General features: G+C 42.6%; 18 protein-coding genes. 6 read left to right on the top strand and 12 right to left on the bottom strand.

The genetic code is table 11. The features are described 5' to 3' along the window. The first annotated feature begins 8 nt into the window (after window positions 1-8). Complete coding sequence (locus tag FTU45_RS09890) at window positions 9-593, top strand: uracil-DNA glycosylase family protein (RefSeq protein WP_005097010.1); 585 nt, start codon at window positions 9-11, stop codon at window positions 591-593. Between the two features lie 96 nt (window positions 594-689). Here the strand turns inward: FTU45_RS09890 and FTU45_RS09885 are convergent, their stop codons facing one another. The 3 genes from FTU45_RS09885 to FTU45_RS09875 form a co-directional block, all read right to left on the bottom strand. Then, complete coding sequence (locus FTU45_RS09885) at window positions 690-1,166, bottom strand: hypothetical protein (protein ID WP_005097009.1); 477 nt, start codon at window positions 1,164-1,166, stop codon at window positions 690-692. A gap of 161 nt (window positions 1,167-1,327) precedes the next feature. After that, entirely contained in the window at window positions 1,328-1,765 is a 438-nt protein-coding gene (locus FTU45_RS09880; RefSeq protein ID WP_005097007.1) for a hypothetical protein, read from the bottom strand. 168 nt (window positions 1,766-1,933) lie between these two features. Next, window positions 1,934-3,490: a phospholipase D family protein gene (locus FTU45_RS09875; protein WP_180076345.1), complete on the bottom strand. Its 1,557-nt coding sequence runs from the start codon at window positions 3,488-3,490 to the stop codon at window positions 1,934-1,936. Between the two features lie 120 nt (window positions 3,491-3,610). Here FTU45_RS09875 and FTU45_RS09870 point away from each other — a divergent pair, with 120 nt between their 5' ends. From FTU45_RS09870 to FTU45_RS09855, 4 genes are all read left to right on the top strand, one after another. Then, the gene (locus tag FTU45_RS09870; protein WP_100354801.1) at window positions 3,611-4,723 is read left to right on the top strand and encodes an S-(hydroxymethyl)glutathione dehydrogenase/class III alcohol dehydrogenase; all 1,113 of its coding nucleotides are present in this window, start codon (window positions 3,611-3,613) and stop codon (window positions 4,721-4,723) included. A 210-nt stretch (window positions 4,724-4,933) separates the two neighbouring features. Then, window positions 4,934-5,464 carry a hypothetical protein gene (locus FTU45_RS09865; RefSeq protein WP_005097004.1) on the top strand — a complete coding sequence of 177 codons (531 nt, stop codon included), beginning with the start codon at window positions 4,934-4,936 and terminating at the stop codon, window positions 5,462-5,464. Window positions 5,465-5,978: 514 nt separating this feature from the next. Beyond that, window positions 5,979-7,028 (top strand): 3-deoxy-7-phosphoheptulonate synthase, encoded by a 1,050-nt coding sequence (locus FTU45_RS09860; protein ID WP_180001448.1) that lies wholly within the window; start codon window positions 5,979-5,981, stop codon window positions 7,026-7,028. A gap of 251 nt (window positions 7,029-7,279) precedes the next feature. Further along, entirely contained in the window at window positions 7,280-8,476 is a 1,197-nt protein-coding gene (locus FTU45_RS09855) for a PilT/PilU family type 4a pilus ATPase (protein ID WP_074382739.1), read from the top strand. Between the two features lie 55 nt (window positions 8,477-8,531). Here FTU45_RS09855 and FTU45_RS09850 read toward each other — a convergent pair whose 3' ends face one another. The 5 genes from FTU45_RS09850 to FTU45_RS09830 all read right to left on the bottom strand — a co-directional run bounded on the left by FTU45_RS09850 (window position 8,532) and on the right by FTU45_RS09830 (window position 13,897). Next, the gene (locus FTU45_RS09850) at window positions 8,532-9,716 is read right to left on the bottom strand and encodes an MFS transporter (RefSeq protein WP_100328583.1); all 1,185 of its coding nucleotides are present in this window, start codon (window positions 9,714-9,716) and stop codon (window positions 8,532-8,534) included. A 241-nt stretch (window positions 9,717-9,957) separates the two neighbouring features. Continuing rightward, window positions 9,958-10,332 (bottom strand): glycine cleavage system protein GcvH, encoded by a 375-nt coding sequence (gene gcvH, locus FTU45_RS09845; protein ID WP_005097000.1) that lies wholly within the window; start codon window positions 10,330-10,332, stop codon window positions 9,958-9,960. Between the two features lie 82 nt (window positions 10,333-10,414). Further along, on the bottom strand, window positions 10,415-11,443 hold the full coding sequence (locus FTU45_RS09840; protein WP_100354802.1) for an AraC family transcriptional regulator: 1,029 nt from the start codon (window positions 11,441-11,443) through the stop codon (window positions 10,415-10,417). A gap of 151 nt (window positions 11,444-11,594) precedes the next feature. Next, entirely contained in the window at window positions 11,595-12,044 is a 450-nt protein-coding gene (locus FTU45_RS09835) for a MaoC/PaaZ C-terminal domain-containing protein (protein ID WP_005096996.1), read from the bottom strand. After that, window positions 12,044-13,897 (bottom strand): ABC transporter ATP-binding protein, encoded by a 1,854-nt coding sequence (locus FTU45_RS09830; protein ID WP_005096995.1) that lies wholly within the window; start codon window positions 13,895-13,897, stop codon window positions 12,044-12,046. Before FTU45_RS09830 ends, FTU45_RS09835 begins: the two co-directional genes overlap by 1 nt. 223 nt (window positions 13,898-14,120) lie before the next feature. Between FTU45_RS09830 and FTU45_RS09825 the strand changes: the two genes are divergently transcribed. Next, window positions 14,121-14,762, top strand: a complete 642-nt coding sequence (locus FTU45_RS09825) for a hypothetical protein (protein ID WP_373683712.1) — start codon at window positions 14,121-14,123, stop codon at window positions 14,760-14,762. A gap of 131 nt (window positions 14,763-14,893) precedes the next feature. Here the strand turns inward: FTU45_RS09825 and FTU45_RS09820 are convergent, their stop codons facing one another. The 4 genes from FTU45_RS09820 to sstT form a co-directional block, all read right to left on the bottom strand. Continuing rightward, complete coding sequence (locus tag FTU45_RS09820; protein ID WP_180076344.1) at window positions 14,894-16,132, bottom strand: mechanosensitive ion channel family protein; 1,239 nt, start codon at window positions 16,130-16,132, stop codon at window positions 14,894-14,896. A 187-nt stretch (window positions 16,133-16,319) separates the two neighbouring features. Then, window positions 16,320-16,856 (bottom strand): DUF2058 domain-containing protein, encoded by a 537-nt coding sequence (locus FTU45_RS09815; RefSeq protein WP_005096992.1) that lies wholly within the window; start codon window positions 16,854-16,856, stop codon window positions 16,320-16,322. A gap of 15 nt (window positions 16,857-16,871) precedes the next feature. Beyond that, window positions 16,872-17,546, bottom strand: coding sequence for a YoaK family protein (locus FTU45_RS09810; protein WP_005170772.1), 675 nt, complete (start codon window positions 17,544-17,546; stop codon window positions 16,872-16,874). A 42-nt stretch (window positions 17,547-17,588) separates the two neighbouring features. Continuing rightward, window positions 17,589-18,785, bottom strand: a complete 1,197-nt coding sequence (gene sstT / locus FTU45_RS09805; protein WP_159515738.1) for a serine/threonine transporter SstT — start codon at window positions 18,783-18,785, stop codon at window positions 17,589-17,591. Window positions 18,786-18,814: the final 29 nt, after the last annotated feature.

The raw sequence follows: 18,814 nt of genomic DNA, 5'->3' as shown, positions 1-18,814 counted from the left end.
GGAATTCTATGTCTGATATTGAAACGCATCCATTACCGCCTTTTTTACCGCCAAATGCCAAGTTGCTGATGCTGGGTAGTTTTCCACCACCAGCAACTCGCTGGAAAATGAATTTTTATTATCCAAATTATCAAAACGATATGTGGCGGATTTTTGGTTTAATTTTCTTTCAAAATAAAGATTATTTTCTGGATATTGAGAATAAAAAATTTCAGGAATCATTGATCCGTGAATTTCTATTGGAGACTGGAATTGCGATTTTTGATAGTGCCTCTCAGATCAGACGGCTGACGGGCAATGCTTCAGATAAGTTTCTGGAAATTGTGGTACCGACCAATTTAAAGGATTTATTGCTACAGATCCCAGAATGTACCTACATTATGACCACCGGTGATAAAGCCACCGATACCATGATGCTGTCTATGCCTGAAGATGCAGAAAAGCCAAAAATTGGAGAGCCGACGCAAACCAACCTGGAAGGACGCGAACTGCATTTATATCGAATGCCTTCATCTTCTCGAGCATATCCGGTTTCTCTGGAGAAAAAAGCCGAAAGTTACCGGATGATGTTTGAGCATGTGGGTTTGGTTTAATATTTAATCTAATAATCAGATAAAAAATGGTTAAAGAGGTTTTAGGTTGTAGATAAGAAATAAACTTACTATTTGTAAGTTAGTAGCTTTATTTATTCACATATTTGGATATTTGACCCAGCGATAGCTATTGATTTTAATCTCCCGGACATGATGAAAGCTGGACCAGATTAACTGGCTACCTTTGGTCCATTTTAAAGCTCGAATACGAGACTCCACCTGCTGTATTTCCTCTGGCGAGGCCGGACGTAAAGGGCCAATTTCTGCATATAAGCGTACTCCTGGATAACGCTTAAATTTACCTTTAAGCAACGAATGAATCCAAAACAGTTTGCTACTGTTGACGGCCTGTATGCAGGCCATGGGTTGATGCTGTAAATTTTCAGAAAAAGTAGTGGAATAAGTATCAAAAAAGAAACCCGCACTGGTCTTTTTGTTGAGAAATATGGTTCCAATCGGAGTAATACTAGGAAAACCTTTGCAATTGACTGTTGCAATAGAGCAATGCATGGCAGCCCGTTGTGCATCAGCGACCACTTGGCGTATCTGATGCCATTCATTATCAGAAATCATGTCTTGATTCTCTTATTATTATTTATAAATTTTATAACAACTTACTTAGCTTGGCATTGTCTGAAAAAATTGAAGATAGGGCAATTTAATCAATCTAAAATGCTATTTACATCATAAAAAAAGAGCCACATGAGCTCTTTAAAAAATAGAAAACTCGGCGATTAACCATCATATTCCACATAGTCCCACAGGTTTAAACGGGTTTTAATTTCCTGACGGATCTCTGGCAACATCGGCAATAACGTCCCATCAATCCATAAACTGAGCGCCTGTGCAGAGAGCAATTGCTGTTGTTCATCGACTAGTTGTGCGCCTTTTAAGATCACGCAGGTTTCTTCAAGCGCTTCAGTTTCGACACCTTTGAATAATACCTGTAAATCATGACCGCTATCGTGAATCAACCACTCTAACTCGAGCTGTATATTTTCACTGGATTTTAGAACAACTTGACCCTGAATAATATCGGATTCAGACAGACAATCATGTTCTACCCGAATTTTGGCCAAATACCATTCTTGCTGAGATAAATCATGGAGAGTTTTTACAGGCGTCAGAATATCACTGAATTTAAACTGACGGCTTAAATCAAAAAATTGCATGGGAGTAGAGGGCGAAAAAATCGCAAAATATTGGAAAAGTTGAATTTTAAAGCAAGGCTAATCGCCTGTAAAACCCTTTAAGCGATGATAGCGCCAGATGACTTGACGCTACCATGCCCGGAAAATAGATTCTGTACGTTGTGTAATACCAAAGTCATTACAATGTCATTACATTAGCCATTCCCCGGGGAATTTTGTCACCAGATTCATCATAAAACGCTGAAATTTTGTGGTTTCCGGGTCATGTACATGCTGAATAGTACGGCCATCTTTTTGGTGCTCTAACCAGATTATTTCATCTTTTTCATTTAGTTTGAGCTGATAGGCCACACGCGGTAAAAATTGATTCATCGCATTAGAGATTTCCTTTTGAAAATCTTCCGACTTAACCACCAAACCGACTTCGGTGTTCAGATAAGCTGAACGCGGATCAAAATTAAATGAACCCACAAACACCATACCATCCAGATCAAAAAATTTGGCATGTAGACTCGAACTGTTTTTATTTTTGGCCGGGATGATGTCACCAGTCATAATTTCATACCAAGTCCGTTCTGGCCGGACTATATACGGTTTAAACTCCCAGAGTTCGATGCCATTTTTCAAGAGCTGCTGACGATATTGCTGATAATAAGCATGTACCACAGCTACATCATTGGCCTGAAAAGAATTGGTCAGGATTCTAATTTTGACACCCTGTTGTGCACGCATACTTAAATAATCTGTGCCTTTTTGTGTGGGAATAAAATACGAGGAGACCAGTTCCAGATGATTTTTCGGCTCGCCCATCAGTTCAAGCATATGGGTGTAAATATAATCGCCATTTTTTGCATGAGGACGTGCTTTTGCGGGTGTATCCGCGACAAAATAAGCCCGTGCCCAGTAGATGGGTTGTTTCTTTAAGTGCTCTGCAACTTGTTTTTCGGCAATACCTACTCGGCGTTTTAATTCAGTTTCATCCACTTCTTCGCGCGCAAAATCAGCTCTTAGCCTTTTTAACATTTCCGGATGACCTGAATCATTCAGAATCTGCCGAACATCATAACTCAGCTTATCATTCCAGAAATTGATGAAGGTCTGATTGGCATTTTCTACGGCTTGACCTGCAAAGAAAATATCGACATCGGTAAACTGGAAATTTTCGCTGGCATCAAAGTATTCACTGCTGATATTGCGGCCACCAGTGACAGCTGCGGTACCGTCTGCAATGATCAGTTTATTGTGCATGCGATGATTGATCTGTTTCATTCTAAAGCCATAATCCAGCGCACGTAAATGACGGAATTTATAAGGATTAAAAATCCGCACTTCAAAGTTTGGGTGTTGGCTTAAGGCCAGCAGTTTATCATCAAGCTGGGTGCCATTTTGGTCATCAATCTGCACTCGCACCTTGACACCGCGATCTGCGGCTTTTAACAGCTGGGCCAGCATTATGTTGCCGATAAAATCATCCTTCCAGATGTAATATTGCAGATCCAGATGATATTGGGCTTTATTGATCAGGTGCAAACGTGCGGCCATACTCATAAAACCATCATAGAGTGGTAAAAAAGCAGTTTTTCCTTCATTCATCTGCTGTTTTGAAATTTGATTATCAATCCAGTGCGCAGGTCGAACCGGCGTGATTTCTGCTTGTTCAGCAGTATTTGCAGCCAGTTCGCAGCCAGAAAGAATCATGCTCAAAGTTAAAATGTTCAAACAAACAAAAGGTGAAGGGTTAGTCATTGATGTTCCATTGATTATAGGATTTTTTATTCCTTATCTTCTGATGTTAATAGTTGAATCTCCGAATAGAAAGAGGTTACTGTTAGTCATCTGTAAATCAGCAAAAAAGGATAGTTTTACATGAAATCACGTGCAGCGGTTGCGTTTGGTCCAGGTCAGCCCTTAAAGATCGTGGAAGTAGATGTTGCTCCACCCAAAGCAGGTGAAGTATTGGTAAAAATTAGCCATACCGGAGTGTGTCATACCGATGCATTCACGTTGTCTGGTGAAGATCCTGAAGGCGTATTTCCGGCGATTTTAGGCCATGAAGGCGCAGGTGTGGTGGTCGAAGTTGGTGAAGGTGTCACCAGTCTGAAACCGGGCGATCACGTAATTCCGCTTTATACTGCTGAATGTGGCGAATGCTTGTTCTGTCAATCTGGCAAAACCAACTTGTGTGTGGCTGTGCGTGCAACTCAAGGTAAGGGTGTCATGCCGGATGGAACCACACGTTTTTCTTATAATGGTGAGCCGATTTATCATTATATGGGCTGCTCAACCTTTTCTGAATATACAGTGGTTGCTGAAGTTTCCCTGGCAAAAATCAATCCTGAAGCCAATCATGAGCATGTGTGTCTGCTCGGCTGTGGCGTAACCACTGGTATTGGTGCGGTGCATAACACGGCCAAAGTCCAAGAAGGCGACAGTGTTGCAGTATTCGGTTTAGGCGGTATCGGTCTGGCTGTGGTACAAGGTGCACGTCAGGCCAAAGCAGGTCGTATTATTGTGGTAGATACCAATCCGGATAAATTTGAACTGGCAAAACAGTTTGGTGCCACAGATTTCTTAAATCCAAAAGAATTTGATCAGCCAATCCAGCAAGTAATTGTAGAAATGACGGGTTGGGGCGTAGACCATTCATTTGAATGTATCGGTAATGTTGATGTGATGCGTTCAGCGCTTGAATGTGCGCACCGTGGCTGGGGTCAGTCGGTGATTATTGGAGTCGCTGGAGCAGGTAAAGAAATTTCCACCCGTCCATTCCAGTTAGTCACAGGCCGTAAATGGATGGGGACTGCATTTGGTGGAGTGAAGGGTCGTTCACAATTACCAGACATGGTAGAACAATCCATGAAAGGTGAAATTCAACTTGAACCTTTTGTGACGCATACCATGCCGCTTGAACAGATCAATGATGCTTTTGACCTGATGCATGAAGGCAAATCAATTCGTACCGTTATTCATTTTGAATAAGTGAGCGTTTGATTTTGAAAAGACTGGTTTAATACCGGTCTTTTCTATGTGCGTTTCACTTAATTCAGGATACATTAGTGCATGAAAGCGTCACAGAGAATCACTTAAACAACACAAGCCTGCTAATGTCATTACATTCGAGATGCTTATATTAAATAGAGCGTATCAAAATACGTGATTAAACCATTTTAAAGAATAAGGATAAGCGCTATGTCGAATGATAATTTTGATCGTGATGTAATAAAAAACTCTCCTAAAGATGTGCGTGATGATTTAAATGCCGATCCAATTACCGGTGAACCGGGCGCACACCCTGTTGGTACAGGTGTAGGCGCTGCAGGTGGCGCAGCGGCAGGTGTAGCCATTGGTGCAGCAGGTGGCCCTGTAGGTGCAGCTGTGGGTGGGGTTGTTGGTGCTGTGGTCGGCGGTCTGGCAGGTAAGGGTGTCGGCGAAGCGATGAACCCAACAGAAGAACAAGCTTATTGGCGTGATAATTCCATTAATACACCATACTATTCAGAGGCTCGTACCACCTATAGCGATCTGGATTATGACCGTGATTATGATACGGCGTATCGGGTCGGTTATGAAAACCGCGGCAGCTATGATGCCAATACCCGTTTTGAAGATGTTGAACCTGAGCTTAGAGTAAAATGGGAACAGATGAAGGGCCAATCGCGTTTAAACTGGGAACAGGCGAAATATGCGGTACGTGATGCCTGGAATCGCGTTACACACTAATTTTTAATCTGTGTATTGAATTTGATTGGCAAGACCTATATTAAATTTACAGGTTTTGCCAATTTTATCGATATTCAACACTATTCAGTAAATTGATAAATAAAAGTAGAAAAGTTAATAAATATTTTTTTATATTTAATGCTTGTCAAATGCGCAGAGACCGCGTATTTTAATTTTAGATTCACATTTTATGAAAGACATAACATGTTAAAGCAACCTATCATTTCAAACGCATATTTTTATTTCTGGCAGTTTAGATAATTGCCTGAATGCGTTTGGGCAATGAACAGGTTGCCCACCAGTTTATACCTGATCGGCAACCCTGATCAGGTTTTTTTATGCTTATCATTTTTACAAAACTTTGGAGACAGCCATGACAAACTTTAACTATTCATATTTTAACAACTTTTATTGGTCTTACTTTAGTCAGCTCATGACACTCTCGACCTCGTTAATTAGACCCATAACGCTCAAATAAAAGTTTGGACTGATTGCCAGTCCCAGGATTAAAGTCATGAATACCTTAAATACATCACAACAACATCACGCTGAAACCATTTTAACTTTACCTCAGCAACTGAAACAGCAATTGCCCCTGTCTGCGCAATTGGCTCATCAAGTCGCTGAACAACGTCAAACCATTCAAAATATATTAGAAGGCAAGGATCATCGATTAATGGTGGTTACAGGCCCGTGTTCCATTCATGACGAAGCCTCGGCTTTAGAATATGCAGAAAAATTAAAACAGCTACAAGCTCAGGTGTCTGATCAAATTTTTCTGGTCATGCGTGCTTATATCGAAAAACCACGCACGACCGTGGGCTGGAAAGGTTTTCTTTACGATCCGAACCTCGATGGTTCTTCCAATATGCAATTGGGCCTGGAAAAATCCCGTGCTTTATACCTTAAAATTATTGAAATGGGCTTGCCAATTGCATCTGAAATTTTAAGTCCGATGGCAACTGCTTATTTTGATGATCTACTGGCTTGGGGTGCCATTGGCGCACGCACTAGTGAATCGCAAATTCACCGTGAAATCTCAAGTCACATGCCCTACAGCATCGGTTTCAAAAATGGTACTGATGGTTCGATCCAGATTGCACTAGATGCCATTCAGTCTGCCTCTCATCCACATCAATTCCTGGGTATGAGTCAGTCCGGTTTGCCATGCATTTTACACTCGCAAGGTAATCCGAAAGCACATTTGATTTTACGTGGCTCGAATAGCGGACCAAATTACCAATTGTCAGAAATTGAGAAAATCCGGGCCAAACATCAGATCGACTTACCGGCATTGGTGATTGACTGTAGTCATGGCAATAGCTCGAAAAATCCGATGCTACAGCCTGAAGTACTGGAACAGATCGTAGTAGAACGCTTACAGACCAATGTTCGTGGCGTAATGCTAGAAAGTCATTTGGTAGATGGCAACCAGAAAATTTCTGAGCAAATGACTTATGGTCAGTCTGTAACTGATGGATGTCTGGGCTGGACAAAAACTGAACAGTTGTTGCTTAACATTGCTCAGCATTTATCGCTTCGCTGTCTAAAACGCAGTGCATAAACCTTTAAAAGCACTTTCTCTGACCAGGTTTGGTGAAAGTGCTTTTTATTTTAGAAGCTTAAAGTGCTTCCCAGTAAATTGACTTAACATGAAATACATCACACAAATAAGATGATAAATTTTATAAAATAAATAAAATCTGTTTGTGTCCTCTTATAAATCCCTACACAATTAAAAGACAATATATCCATTTGAATATATAACCTTTTTTTCAATAATTTAATGTCATGGCAGGTTGTTTGGGGATCTTGATGTTTGCAACAGAGCTCTTAGAAGAAGCACGAAAATTCATGCACCACATGCTGACCAAAGTGGTCGAATATGGTGGTTCAGATTTATTTATTACCGCCGACTTTCCACCGAGTATTAAACATCAGGGTTTAATGAAGCCTTTTGGACAGCAAGAACTGACGGCTGAAAAAACCAAGCTGTTTGCCTATAGCCTGATGAATGAAAAGCAGCGCAAGGAATTTGAAACGGAACTGGAGTGCAACTTTGCTATCACTGTGCCGGGTGTTTCGCGTTTTCGGGTCAACGTGTTCCAGCAACAACTCAATGTTGGCATGGTGATTCGTACTATTACCGCAGAAATTCCAAATTTCCAGAAGCTCAAACTTCCTGATTCACTTAAACATGTGATTATGGAGAAACGTGGTCTGGTGCTGGTGGTCGGGGGAACCGGCTCAGGAAAGTCAACCTCGCTCGCTGCGATGATTGACTACCGCAATGAAAATTCAGCCGGGCATATTATTACCGTGGAAGATCCGGTGGAGTATGTACATAAACATAAAAAATCCATGATTACGCATCGTGAAGTCGGCGTGGACTGTCATTCCTGGCACAATGCGCTGAAAAATACCTTGCGTCAGGCACCCGATGTGATTCTGATCGGGGAAATTCGTGATACTGAAACCATGGAACATGCGATTGCTTTTGCCGAAACCGGGCATCTTTGTCTGGGAACTTTGCACTCCAACAATGCCAATCAGACTTTAGACCGGATTATTAACTTCTTCCCGGAAGAGCGCCGCAATCAGTTATTGATGGATTTATCCTCGAATATGAAGGCGATTATTTCCCAGCGTCTGATTCGGACGCAGGATGGTAAAGGCCGTCGTGCAGCGATTGAAATCATGTTAAATACGCCATTGATTTCCGACCTGATTTTGAAAGGTGAGTTTCATGAGCTGAAAGCGATTATGGCAAAATCCCGTGAATTGGGGATGCAAACCTTTGACCAGGCCTTATTTGAATTGTATAACCAGGGCGAAATTTCTTATGAGGAAGCGTTACGCAATGCCGACTCCACCAATGAATTACGCTTACAGATCAAGCTAAAAAGTAATCGTCAGGATAATGCAGCAGTCGGAGAAAGTACGCAGTTTTCTATGCTACAAAAACCAAAACCTGAAGAAAAATCAGCAGAAAATCAAGCTGTAGCTGAATAAAGACTGTCTTGGGAAACAATCAAAACAGGTAGATTTGAATTCTGCCTGTTTTGGGTTAGCTATTTTTGACTGCTTTAGCCTGAACCACCAGATGAAAATATCCCATACTACTTAGGGTCAAGACAGCACAAATCACAAAAGCAGTTTGATAACTATAAGCGGCAATGATAGCACCGATCAGGACTGAGCCAATGGCAATACCCAGATCATAGCAGGTATAAAAAGTCGAAGTTGCGTAGCCAATCCGGTGTTTTGGTGCACGTTGAATGGCTAAGGTTTGAATGCACGGTTGCACACTACCAAAACCGACTCCGACCAGAACCGCAGCCAGCATAAATCCCCATAAAGTCTGAATCTGGCTCAGTAAAAACAGACCCAGACTAAAAGCCAGCAGTGCCGGATAAATCACGTATTGTGGACCTTTGCGGTCATAAATTTTTCCAGTGATCGGACGCAGGCTCATCATGGAAATTGCAAATATCACAAAGAATAAACCGGCATAGGCCATTAAATCCTTACTGGCTGCAAATGGCGCGATAAAAGACATGATGCTGGCATAAGAAAAGGAAATCAGCATGGCAAGTCCTGCCACAGGCAGTGCTTTCTTTTCGACAAAATCAGTCAGCCCTAGTGATGTTTTCTTGTCGGTGTTGTCGATCATTTTTTCAGGCTCTTTGACCGGAATCAGTAAACAGAAGATAAAGCCGATAAAAACCAAAGCGATCAACAAGGTGCTGACCTGAAAATAAGACCAGTATTCAATTAAACTCAGACCAATTAAAGGCCCCAGGACAATTCCCAGATTGACAGACATGACAAAATAACCCATGCCTTCGCCTTTACGCTGTTCTGGAATAAACTGGTTGACCACCGGCACACAGGCTGTGGTCAGAATACTAAACCAGATGCCATGCAAGAAACGGATGATAAACAGAATCGTGAGCTGATCAGCGAGCAGGTAAGCTAAGGAAAAAAGACTGAAAAATATTTCTGAGACAATTAAAGTTTTGCGTATGCCAAATTTTTCGATAATTAAGCCACTAAAAGGACGTACTGCAATGGCAGAGACCATAAATAAGGTCATGGCCAGACCAGCTTGGGTCAGATTACCACCTAATTCTTTTAAGATATAAATCGGCAAAATTGTGGTTTGCGCAAAATAGAAAATAAATAAAAACAGGTTGTTGGCCAGACACAGTACAAATGACTTGGTCCATAACGGCGCTACAATGGCATTCATGATTATCCTAAAATGATGGGTGATGAGACGCTGGTCTTAGAATGGGGGAATTATTGTTATAAATAAGTGTGGCATATTCAGGAGTGCAGCGCGCCCTGTTCAGTACTTTAGGAAATATACGTGAAAAATACAATAATATTTTAATATGAATATATGTAATTGAAGCCGATTGGGAAAGCGGAACAATATCTATGGCATAAAAAAATCAGCCCGCAGGCTGATTTTCTAAATATAAGCGGGTTTATAGGCCAGCTTCATATGCTGTATTGGAAAGCAAGTGTTCAACATCTGACATATTGTCTGGTTTGATTTTATAGATCCAGCCTTTGCCATAGGGATCGTCATTAATAAAATCAGGATCATCTTCAAGATCAGGATTGATTTCAACGACAATACCAGAAACAGGTGCATGAATATCAGACGCAGTTTTGACCGATTCAACTACACCGGCTTGCTGACCCGCAGTGATGTGTGAATCAAGATCTGGTGCTTCTACATAGACCAAATCACCTAATGCATCCTGTGCATGGTCGGAAATACCGGTCACAACAAGATCACCCTCAATGCGTACCCATTCATGCGTACTTGCGTACTTTAATTCTGAAGGATGATTCATTGATAACTCCTTAAAAATCTTTAGATCATTTTTGACATGTTTTATACATTCTTTTTGGCCAAAACAAAAGGCTTATGACCCTTTATAAATAAGGATCTTTGCGCCAGTTGCTCGGGCTGCGACCACTCCAGCGTTTAAATGCCCGGCTAAAATTGGCGACATCACTATAACCAAGTTCATCAGCAATCTGTTCCAAGCTAAAGTCGGTCCGGGACAATAACGACGTCGCATGCCGGTAGCGTACTTCATCGACCAGCGTAGAAAAAGAGGTACCTTCAGCCGCCAGCTGACGTTTTAGGGTGCGGTCGGACATATGCAGACGATCTGCCACACTTTCAATACTCAGATAATGCTGCTCGGAATGGGTCAGAATATCACGGACCCGCATCGCAATCCGGTGTCGCTCGCCCAAGGCCGAGAGTTCAGTTTCACACTGGTTAATTGCAATCTGGCTGGCAATCGGATCGGCATGCACCAGCTTGTTCATCAGGTAGCTCTTATCAAAACTCAAGATCAAATGCGGCTGTTCAAAGCGAAACTGATGATGTGGAAATTTGGCCATAAAGCGTTCAAAGCCTTCCGGTTTTTTGAAATCAAAATCGATTTCTCCAGCGGCATAATCAATTCCGGTAATGGCCTTGGCCATACTGATCATGCCAAAAATCAGTGCAATCGAGATTTCGGTGCGTAAGGGTTCCAGCTGAATATCGGTTTGCAACTGGACTGTAGCCTTGGCACCAAAGGTCGAAAAGAATAGCTGTAAAAAGGGCATACGCAGCTGGATGAAACGGTTGGCCAGTACTAATGCATCGGTAATATCCTTGGCCGTCATGATGGCATAGCCAATAAAACCATGAATAGAAATCCGCATCTGGGTACCCAGATGATAACCAAGTGTCGGTTCACCGCTCAGCTTGAGGGCATGTTTGACCAGTTCATTGGCCACAGGTGTCGGGATGCGAAAATCAGGATCCGCCAGCTGCTCCGTACTCAGGCCAAAGGGCTTGAACAACGATTCGTCATTATATCCCCAGCGGGAAATGACATCGAGCAGCAAAAGAGCGTATACACCTGGAATTCCATGATCTTGGCGTGGAGCAATTGTTTTCATGCGCGATCCGTTGCACTCACTTAAATTTTTTTATTTATGGTCTGATATTGGCATGAAACTGCCATTTTTTTCATTAAAATTGTTGGACAAAGTTTTGGCTATTGCCACAATCATTGTGGCAGATTAGCCTGAATTTCGCCTAAAAATCAATTTAAACCGGAGAAAATCCTCGTTTAAATACCACAATTTTAGTGGTTGAACTAAAAATCATTTTATGATGCTGGTCAAATGCCTGCGTCTGGTAGCTAACGATCCCACGGTCAGTTTTGCTTCTGGAGGGCTGAATATCCATGATTTCGACTTCGACGTGAATCTCATCCCCGGGGCGGGTCGGACAAGGCCAACGCAGATGCGACTCTGAACCAATGAGCCCATAAGCCACAGGAAAACATTCAGTCCACAAGCGCATAACCACTGCCGCAGTATGCCAACCACTGGCGGCAATTCCCTGAAATACCGGATGGGCTGCAGCTTGCTGTTCATCAGTATGAAAGACTTGTGGGTCATAAGCCCGGGCAAAATTTTGAATTTCTTCCAGTCCCATATGATATTTACGGCTGCTAAAGCGGTCAGCGATGTTCAAATCTTCCAAATACAGCATTATTCACGATCCTTCGTTGCTTTGATCTGTTGTTGTATCAGTAATCCGCCCGTTTGACGCTGCCAAAGCTGGGCGTAGATTCCATTTAATGCTACCAGTTCATCATGGGTACCTTGCTCGGCAATTTTGCCTTGATCCATTACAATCAGGCGATCCATCTGGGCAATTGTCGATAAACGATGCGCAATGGCAATTACGGTTTTGCCTTGCATCAGATCATCGAGGCTGTTTTGAATGGCCGCTTCGACTTCAGAATCCAGCGCACTGGTGGCTTCATCCAGAATCAGAATGGGTGCATCTTTTAGAAATACCCGTGCGATTGCAACACGTTGACGTTGACCACCAGAAAGTTTTACACCACGCTCACCGACATAAGCCTCATAGCCTCTTTTGCCGCGTAAGTCGGTCAGATGAGGAATAAACTCTTCTGCTTTGGCTTTACGTACCGCTTCATACATCTCTTGATCGGTTGCATCAGGACGACCATATTTGATGTTCTCTGCAACGGTACGATGCAGCAGCGAAGTGTCTTGAGTCACTAAAGCAATGTTCTTACGCAAACTGTCCTGCGTCACATCTTCAATGTTCTGCCCATCGATTAAAATACGACCTTGGTCAAGATGATAAAAATGCAGCAATAACTGAATCAGGGTCGATTTACCTGCGCCTGAACGTCCCACAATCCCGATTTTTTCACCCGGGCGAATGGTCAGGTTAAACTGGTCAATGACATTTTTATCATTATAGGCAAAGCTGACATTGTCGAATTTAATTTCACCATGCTGAAGCTGTAGCTCTTTGGCATTGGGTTTATCTTCAATGGCAATCTTGCGGCCTAAAGTTTTCATACCATCCTGAATGGTCCCGACATTTTCAAACAGGGCAGAGGTCTGCCACATCATAAACTCGGCAATACTGTTCAGTTTGAGTATCATGGCCGTGGTGGCTGCAATAATGCCCAATTCGGCCTGTCCTTCCATCCATAGCCAGATGGCCGTACCCAACACACCACCATAGAGAATAATGCTCAGAAATAAAATACTGATTTCATACTGAGCCCCCAGACGCATCTGTTTGTAAACCGTGACCATAAATTCCTGCATGGAGGTTTTAGCATACTGGCTTTCTCGACCAGCATGGGCAAACAGCTTGACAGTCTGGATATTGGTATAGGCATCGGTGACACGGCCGGTCATGACGGCACGCGCATCGGCCTGTGACTTGGAAATCTTGCTTAAACGCGGAATAAAGTACCAGGCCGCACAGATAAATAGCAGTAGCCACACCATCAAAGGGATAACTAAATAGGGAGAAATATTGCCTAAAACGATATTGATGGTGACGAAATAAATCAGCACATAGGCCAGCATATCTCCCAAAATGACCCAGAATTCCCGGATGGCCAGCGCCGTTTGCATGACTTTGGCAGATAAACGTCCGGCAAAATCATTATGGAAAAAATCCAGACTTTGTTTCATCAGTAAATTATGAAAGCGCCAGCGTAACCGCATCGGAAAGTTGCTATACAAAATCTGGTGCTTGATCAGGGATTGGGCACTGGCAAAGAAAATATTGGCCAGCAGGATAATGCTCAGCAAGGTTAGGTTGCTGGCATGTTGTTCCAGAAAAGTATCTGGCTGGCTTTTGCTGAGCCAATTTACCAGATCGCCAATTTTTGAGTAGAGTAAGGCTTCAAAGCTGGCAGCACCGGCCGTACACAGCACCAGAATCAGCAAATAACGGCGCACACCGTAGGCTGCCTGCCAGACAAATGGAAAAAACTTGGTCGGTAAAGGTTGATTCAGGTTTTTGGTGGGATAGGGATCAACCAGTCTTTCAAGCCATCGAAACATTATCGTACTCTTATCATGCATTTTGCTTTGTAGTGATTATAAAGGATTGAATTTTTTTAAGCCTAGGATTAGATGAAATAGCCACAAAATTATTATCCAAATCAGACTTTACTTTTCATGCCAGATACGTAATTCTAAATCCATAATTATATTAAAGTTTAAACCATTTTTCCTCATAAAAAGAATCAAAAACGAGAGAGCTTAAAGATGAGTATTTTGGGTAGTGGCCAGCCGTAAACGAGGCTCAGGAAAAACCACGATTGCGATGTATATCAATGAGTTATTACGTGGGCAAGGCGCGACCTTGCTCATTGATGCCAATCTGGAACCGTATGGTTATGAATGGGCAAATCTGAAAAATAAACAATTTTCTTTCGAGCATCTGGATATCTTAAAACAAGATGGTCGTAGTCTGGATCATCGTCTGGAACTACTGAAACAGCAGTTCGCCTATATTATTGTTGATATTGACGGGCAGGATACATCTGCCTTGCGTTCAGTCCTGAAACATGCAGATAAGCTGATTATTCCCAGTTCCATCAATCCAGAAGATATTCAACTTGAAACCGAACTGGTGCAATTGGCGATTGGGATCGCACAATATAATACTCAATTAAAAATTTATACGGTATTGAATAAGATTCCTGAACAGCAGCAACTTGCAGAAATGAAACAGACACAGCACCTGCTCAAGCATATGCCCGGTGCACAGTTTCTGAACACGGTGATTTATGAGCATCAAAGCTATCATCATTTATTATTAAACGGCGAAAGGATCTGTGAAGAGCAGTTCGACTCAGAACATGATTTTTATAAAATGCTACAAGAACTGATGCAGCTGCAAGCGTCTGCAATCTCAGCCTGAGCATCTCAATACCCAATCTAATATTTGTTTAAGTTGTCGATTTTTATATTTTTATTTAATCAGACCAATCAAAAGCCTGAAACTGTAGCCAGTTTCAGGCTTTTATTTTATTTGAAGATTGTCGCAGCTTTTCAGGAAACGCTAAAAGATTCCTTGAGGTCGAAACCTGAAGGTGCCTGATACACTTTTAGGCCAAATTCAGGAATAATCGCCAACAGGTGATCCAGAATATCCGACTGGATATTTTCATACTCGACCCAGACCGTGGTATTGGTAAATGCATAAATTTCCAGAGGCAAACCTTCACTGGTCGGTTGTAACTGACGAACCATCAGCGAGTGATTTTTACTAATTCCCGGATGCTGTTGCAGATAAAACTCCACATAGGCACGGAAAGTCCCCAGATTGGTCAGACGGCGCTGGTTATATTGCGAATGATGGCTGAGCTGCAAGTTAAATTGCTGCAGTTCTTCAGTTTTGGTATTTAGATATTGATCCAGCAGAATAAATTTTTTCAGCTTGTTCTGTTCCTCAGCTGACATGAAATGCACGCTGCTCTGATCGACATGAATGGAACGTTTAATCCGGCGCGCACCGGCTTCCTGCATGCCACGCCAGTTTTTAAAGGTATCCGTCACCAGTTTATTGGTCGGAATGGTGGTGACTGTTTTATCAAAGTTCTGCACGGTAATGGTGTGTAATGACATATCAATGACATCGCCGTCCGCATTTAAAGATGGCATTTCAATCCAGTCACCAATACGCACCATGTCATAAGAGGAAATCTGTACCGAAGCCACCAGCGATAGGATGGTATTTTGGAACACCAGCATCAGTACCGCAGCCATGGCACCAAAACCGGCCAGCAAGGTAAAGACATCTTTCTTGAGGAAAGTCCCCAGAATCATCAAACCACAAACGATGAAGATGATCAGCTTGACCAGTTGCAAATAGCCTTTAATCGGCTTGTTACGCGATTTCGGATTGCGCTGATAAATCAGGTTAAAAATATTCAGCAATTCGCCAATCGCCAGGGCAATGGTCAGGAAGATAAAGGCCTGCGCACCCATCTGGATAAAGGTCTCGACCTTGTCAGATAAATGCGGAACGGTGGTAATTCCGTTCATAATCACAATTGCCGGTACAATATTGGCGATACGGCGAATGACGCTATGCTCGGCAACAATTTCATTATGGGCAAAAGGCATTTTGGAAATCAGTTTGCGAATTCCACGAACAACGACTTGTTTGGCAAATAGATTTGCAATAATTGCCAGTAAAATCACGATGCTCAATGAAGAGAACATTTCTAGCCAGGGATACTGATCAGCCCACACTTGTATATTCTGGACAACCTTAAACTGTTCCAACTTAACTTTTCTCGCACTATTAAAATTGTTAAAGAGTTTATAGCTTTAACCTGGGTTTTTTAATTTTAATTAAACTTTTAATACATATCTTTGGAAAGTGTTTACCTGAAATAGCTTTTAGACTGTGATCTGATATAAAAAAACCGGCCTAAGCCGGTTTAGTATGATATCAAATACTAATAATAACTTACCACATCAGGTCATCCGGAATGACATAGGCTGCATACGGATCTTCTTCATCGGTAATTTGTTCATTTTTCTCTGAATTATTCACAATGATAAAGCCTTGCATCTTGGCATTAATACGATCTCCCAAAGCCTTAGGCAAGAACACATAACTGTCATTTTCACGTGCAATCACCAGACTGCCTGCCACCAGTGCATTATAGATCTGCTGGTTCAGGTAAACCTTCTTGATCTTGCTGTCATCAATAAACTGATACACCGCATCACCATCCGTATCGCGGATTTTGTGCTGGTTAATCATCTGGATGATCGCGGCTTTCAGTTCTTTTTCCTGTAAGGCCGCTTTTTTCTCTAACTCGATGGCTTGGTCTTTGGCCAGTTTCTGCTGCTTGTCTTGCTCAATCTTCGCCTTGATTTCAGCCTCGGTGCTATCACCGGTGCGTTTTTCATGCACAGCCTGTTTAGACAGTTTTTTGGCTTTTTTATTATCGACCAAACCTGCCTTTAACAATTGTGCCTGCAATGCATTTTTAACCATGAGAATGTCCAGAAATTAATCGTGTTGATGTCGATAACGTAAATAAATCACCCAGTAAATCAGACTGAGCATCAGGCTCAGCCCTGCCGGGATCAGGAATGCATTTAATTTTAAATAAGGATAAAGCCAGCTGGCAAGAATACCACCGCTTAAAAAACCGAGCAAAATAAGTAAATGTAAAACGACTCGGCGTGGTTCTACATCTAAGCCGCGTAAACGGTAACCCATGGCCAAGCCAAGGTCGGTCAGTACACCAGATAAATGCGTGGTGCGAATAATGGCACCTTTATAATGGCTGACCATGGCATTTTGCAGACCCATCGCGACACAGGCCCATAACAGGGCATAGCGCGGGAAATAGGGCAATAATAACCAGCAGATCAGAATAAAAAAAGCCACCAGGCTTAAAGGGTAACCATAAAGTCGTCCCAAGCGAAAGTGACTATTTCCTAGAATCAGCCCGCTATACAGAGAACCAATGACATAGCAGAGTGTGACCAGAAGCAGATATAGCATCATGTCTGGCTGCCAGTCCAGCAGCGCCATGGCCAGCATACTGACATTACCGGTCATATGTGAAACAGACTGGTGTAATACCGTCACCAGACCCAGGACGTTAATCATGCCGGCATTCACCGCAAGAAAGAACGCCCCTAATTGTATCCAGGTAGGTAAACGCTGTAATGGCATAATAACATCATTGGCAAAAAATATTGATTATTCAATATAAAATCAATTTGATGCGCGGTCTACTGCTGTGGTAAATAAAACATCCGTAGACGAGTTTAAAGCAGTTTCAGTAGAATCCTGCAATACACTGATTACCATACCAATCGCGACCACTTGCATAGCGATATCCGAAGAAATACCGAACAGACCACAGGCCACAGGAATTAACAATAATGAACCACCGGCCACACCTGAAGCACCACATGCCGAGATGCTTGCTACTACGGAAAGAATCAGCATGGTGGTGAAATCTACGCTAATGCCCAAGGTATTTACCGTTGCCAGTGACAATACGGTAATGGTGACCGATGCCCCAGCCATATTGATCGCAGCACCGAGAGGAATTGCGATACTTGCGGTCGATTCTTTGACGCCTAGACGTTTTGCCAGATCCAGATTGACGGGAATGTTGGCGGCCGAACTACGGGTAAAGAAGGCGGTAATGCCACTTTCACGCAAGCAGGTAAAGACGAGTGGATAGGGGTTGTGACGCGTCACTAAAGCCACCAACATTGGGTTAATTACCAGTGCAACAAAAGCCATCGTACCTAATAGTACCGCAAGTAAATGTGCATAACTGGTCAGCGTATCCAGACCGGATTCAGCAAAAGTCACTGCAACCAGACCAAAAATACCCACAGGTGCAAAACTGATCACTAAACGAATCACATAATTAACCGCAAAGGCGGCATCATTCAAAAGGGTCTTGGTGGTATCCGATGCATGACGGAAGGCGATGCCCAATGCCACAGACCAGGCCAGAACGCCAATGAAATTTGCTTCAGCAATAGCAACGACCGGGTTGGCGACAAAGCTAAGCAGCAGATTCTTCAGGATTTCTACCAGACTGCCAGGTGGCTGTAAGTCCGCTTGTGCAGCAATATCCAGAAACAGCGTACTTGGAAATAACATACTCGAAACGACAGCACTGAGTGCAGCAAGGAACATACCTACCGCATACATCATCATAATCGGTTTAATGGCGGTGTTGGATTGCCCCACTTTAAAATTTGCGATAGAAGCTAAAACTAAAATGAAAACCAGAATCGGTGCAACAGATTTCAAGGCTTTAATAAACAGGTCGCCCAATAGGCTTAATGAGGGAGTAGCTTCGGGAAATACCACAGCCACACCTACACCTAAAATAATGGCGATGATGATTCGAGAGACTAGGCTCATACGCATAAGGGCAGAAAACATAAGATTGCCTTGTGAAAATTACGAGGGCT

Origin of the sequence: Acinetobacter sp. YH12106 (genome assembly GCF_013418995.1) — a bacterium.
In the GTDB taxonomy this organism is placed as follows: Bacteria; Pseudomonadota; Gammaproteobacteria; order Pseudomonadales; family Moraxellaceae; genus Acinetobacter; species Acinetobacter pseudolwoffii.
Note: the sequence above shows the minus strand (reverse complement) of the source record. Positions and strands in the feature narration are given on the sequence as shown.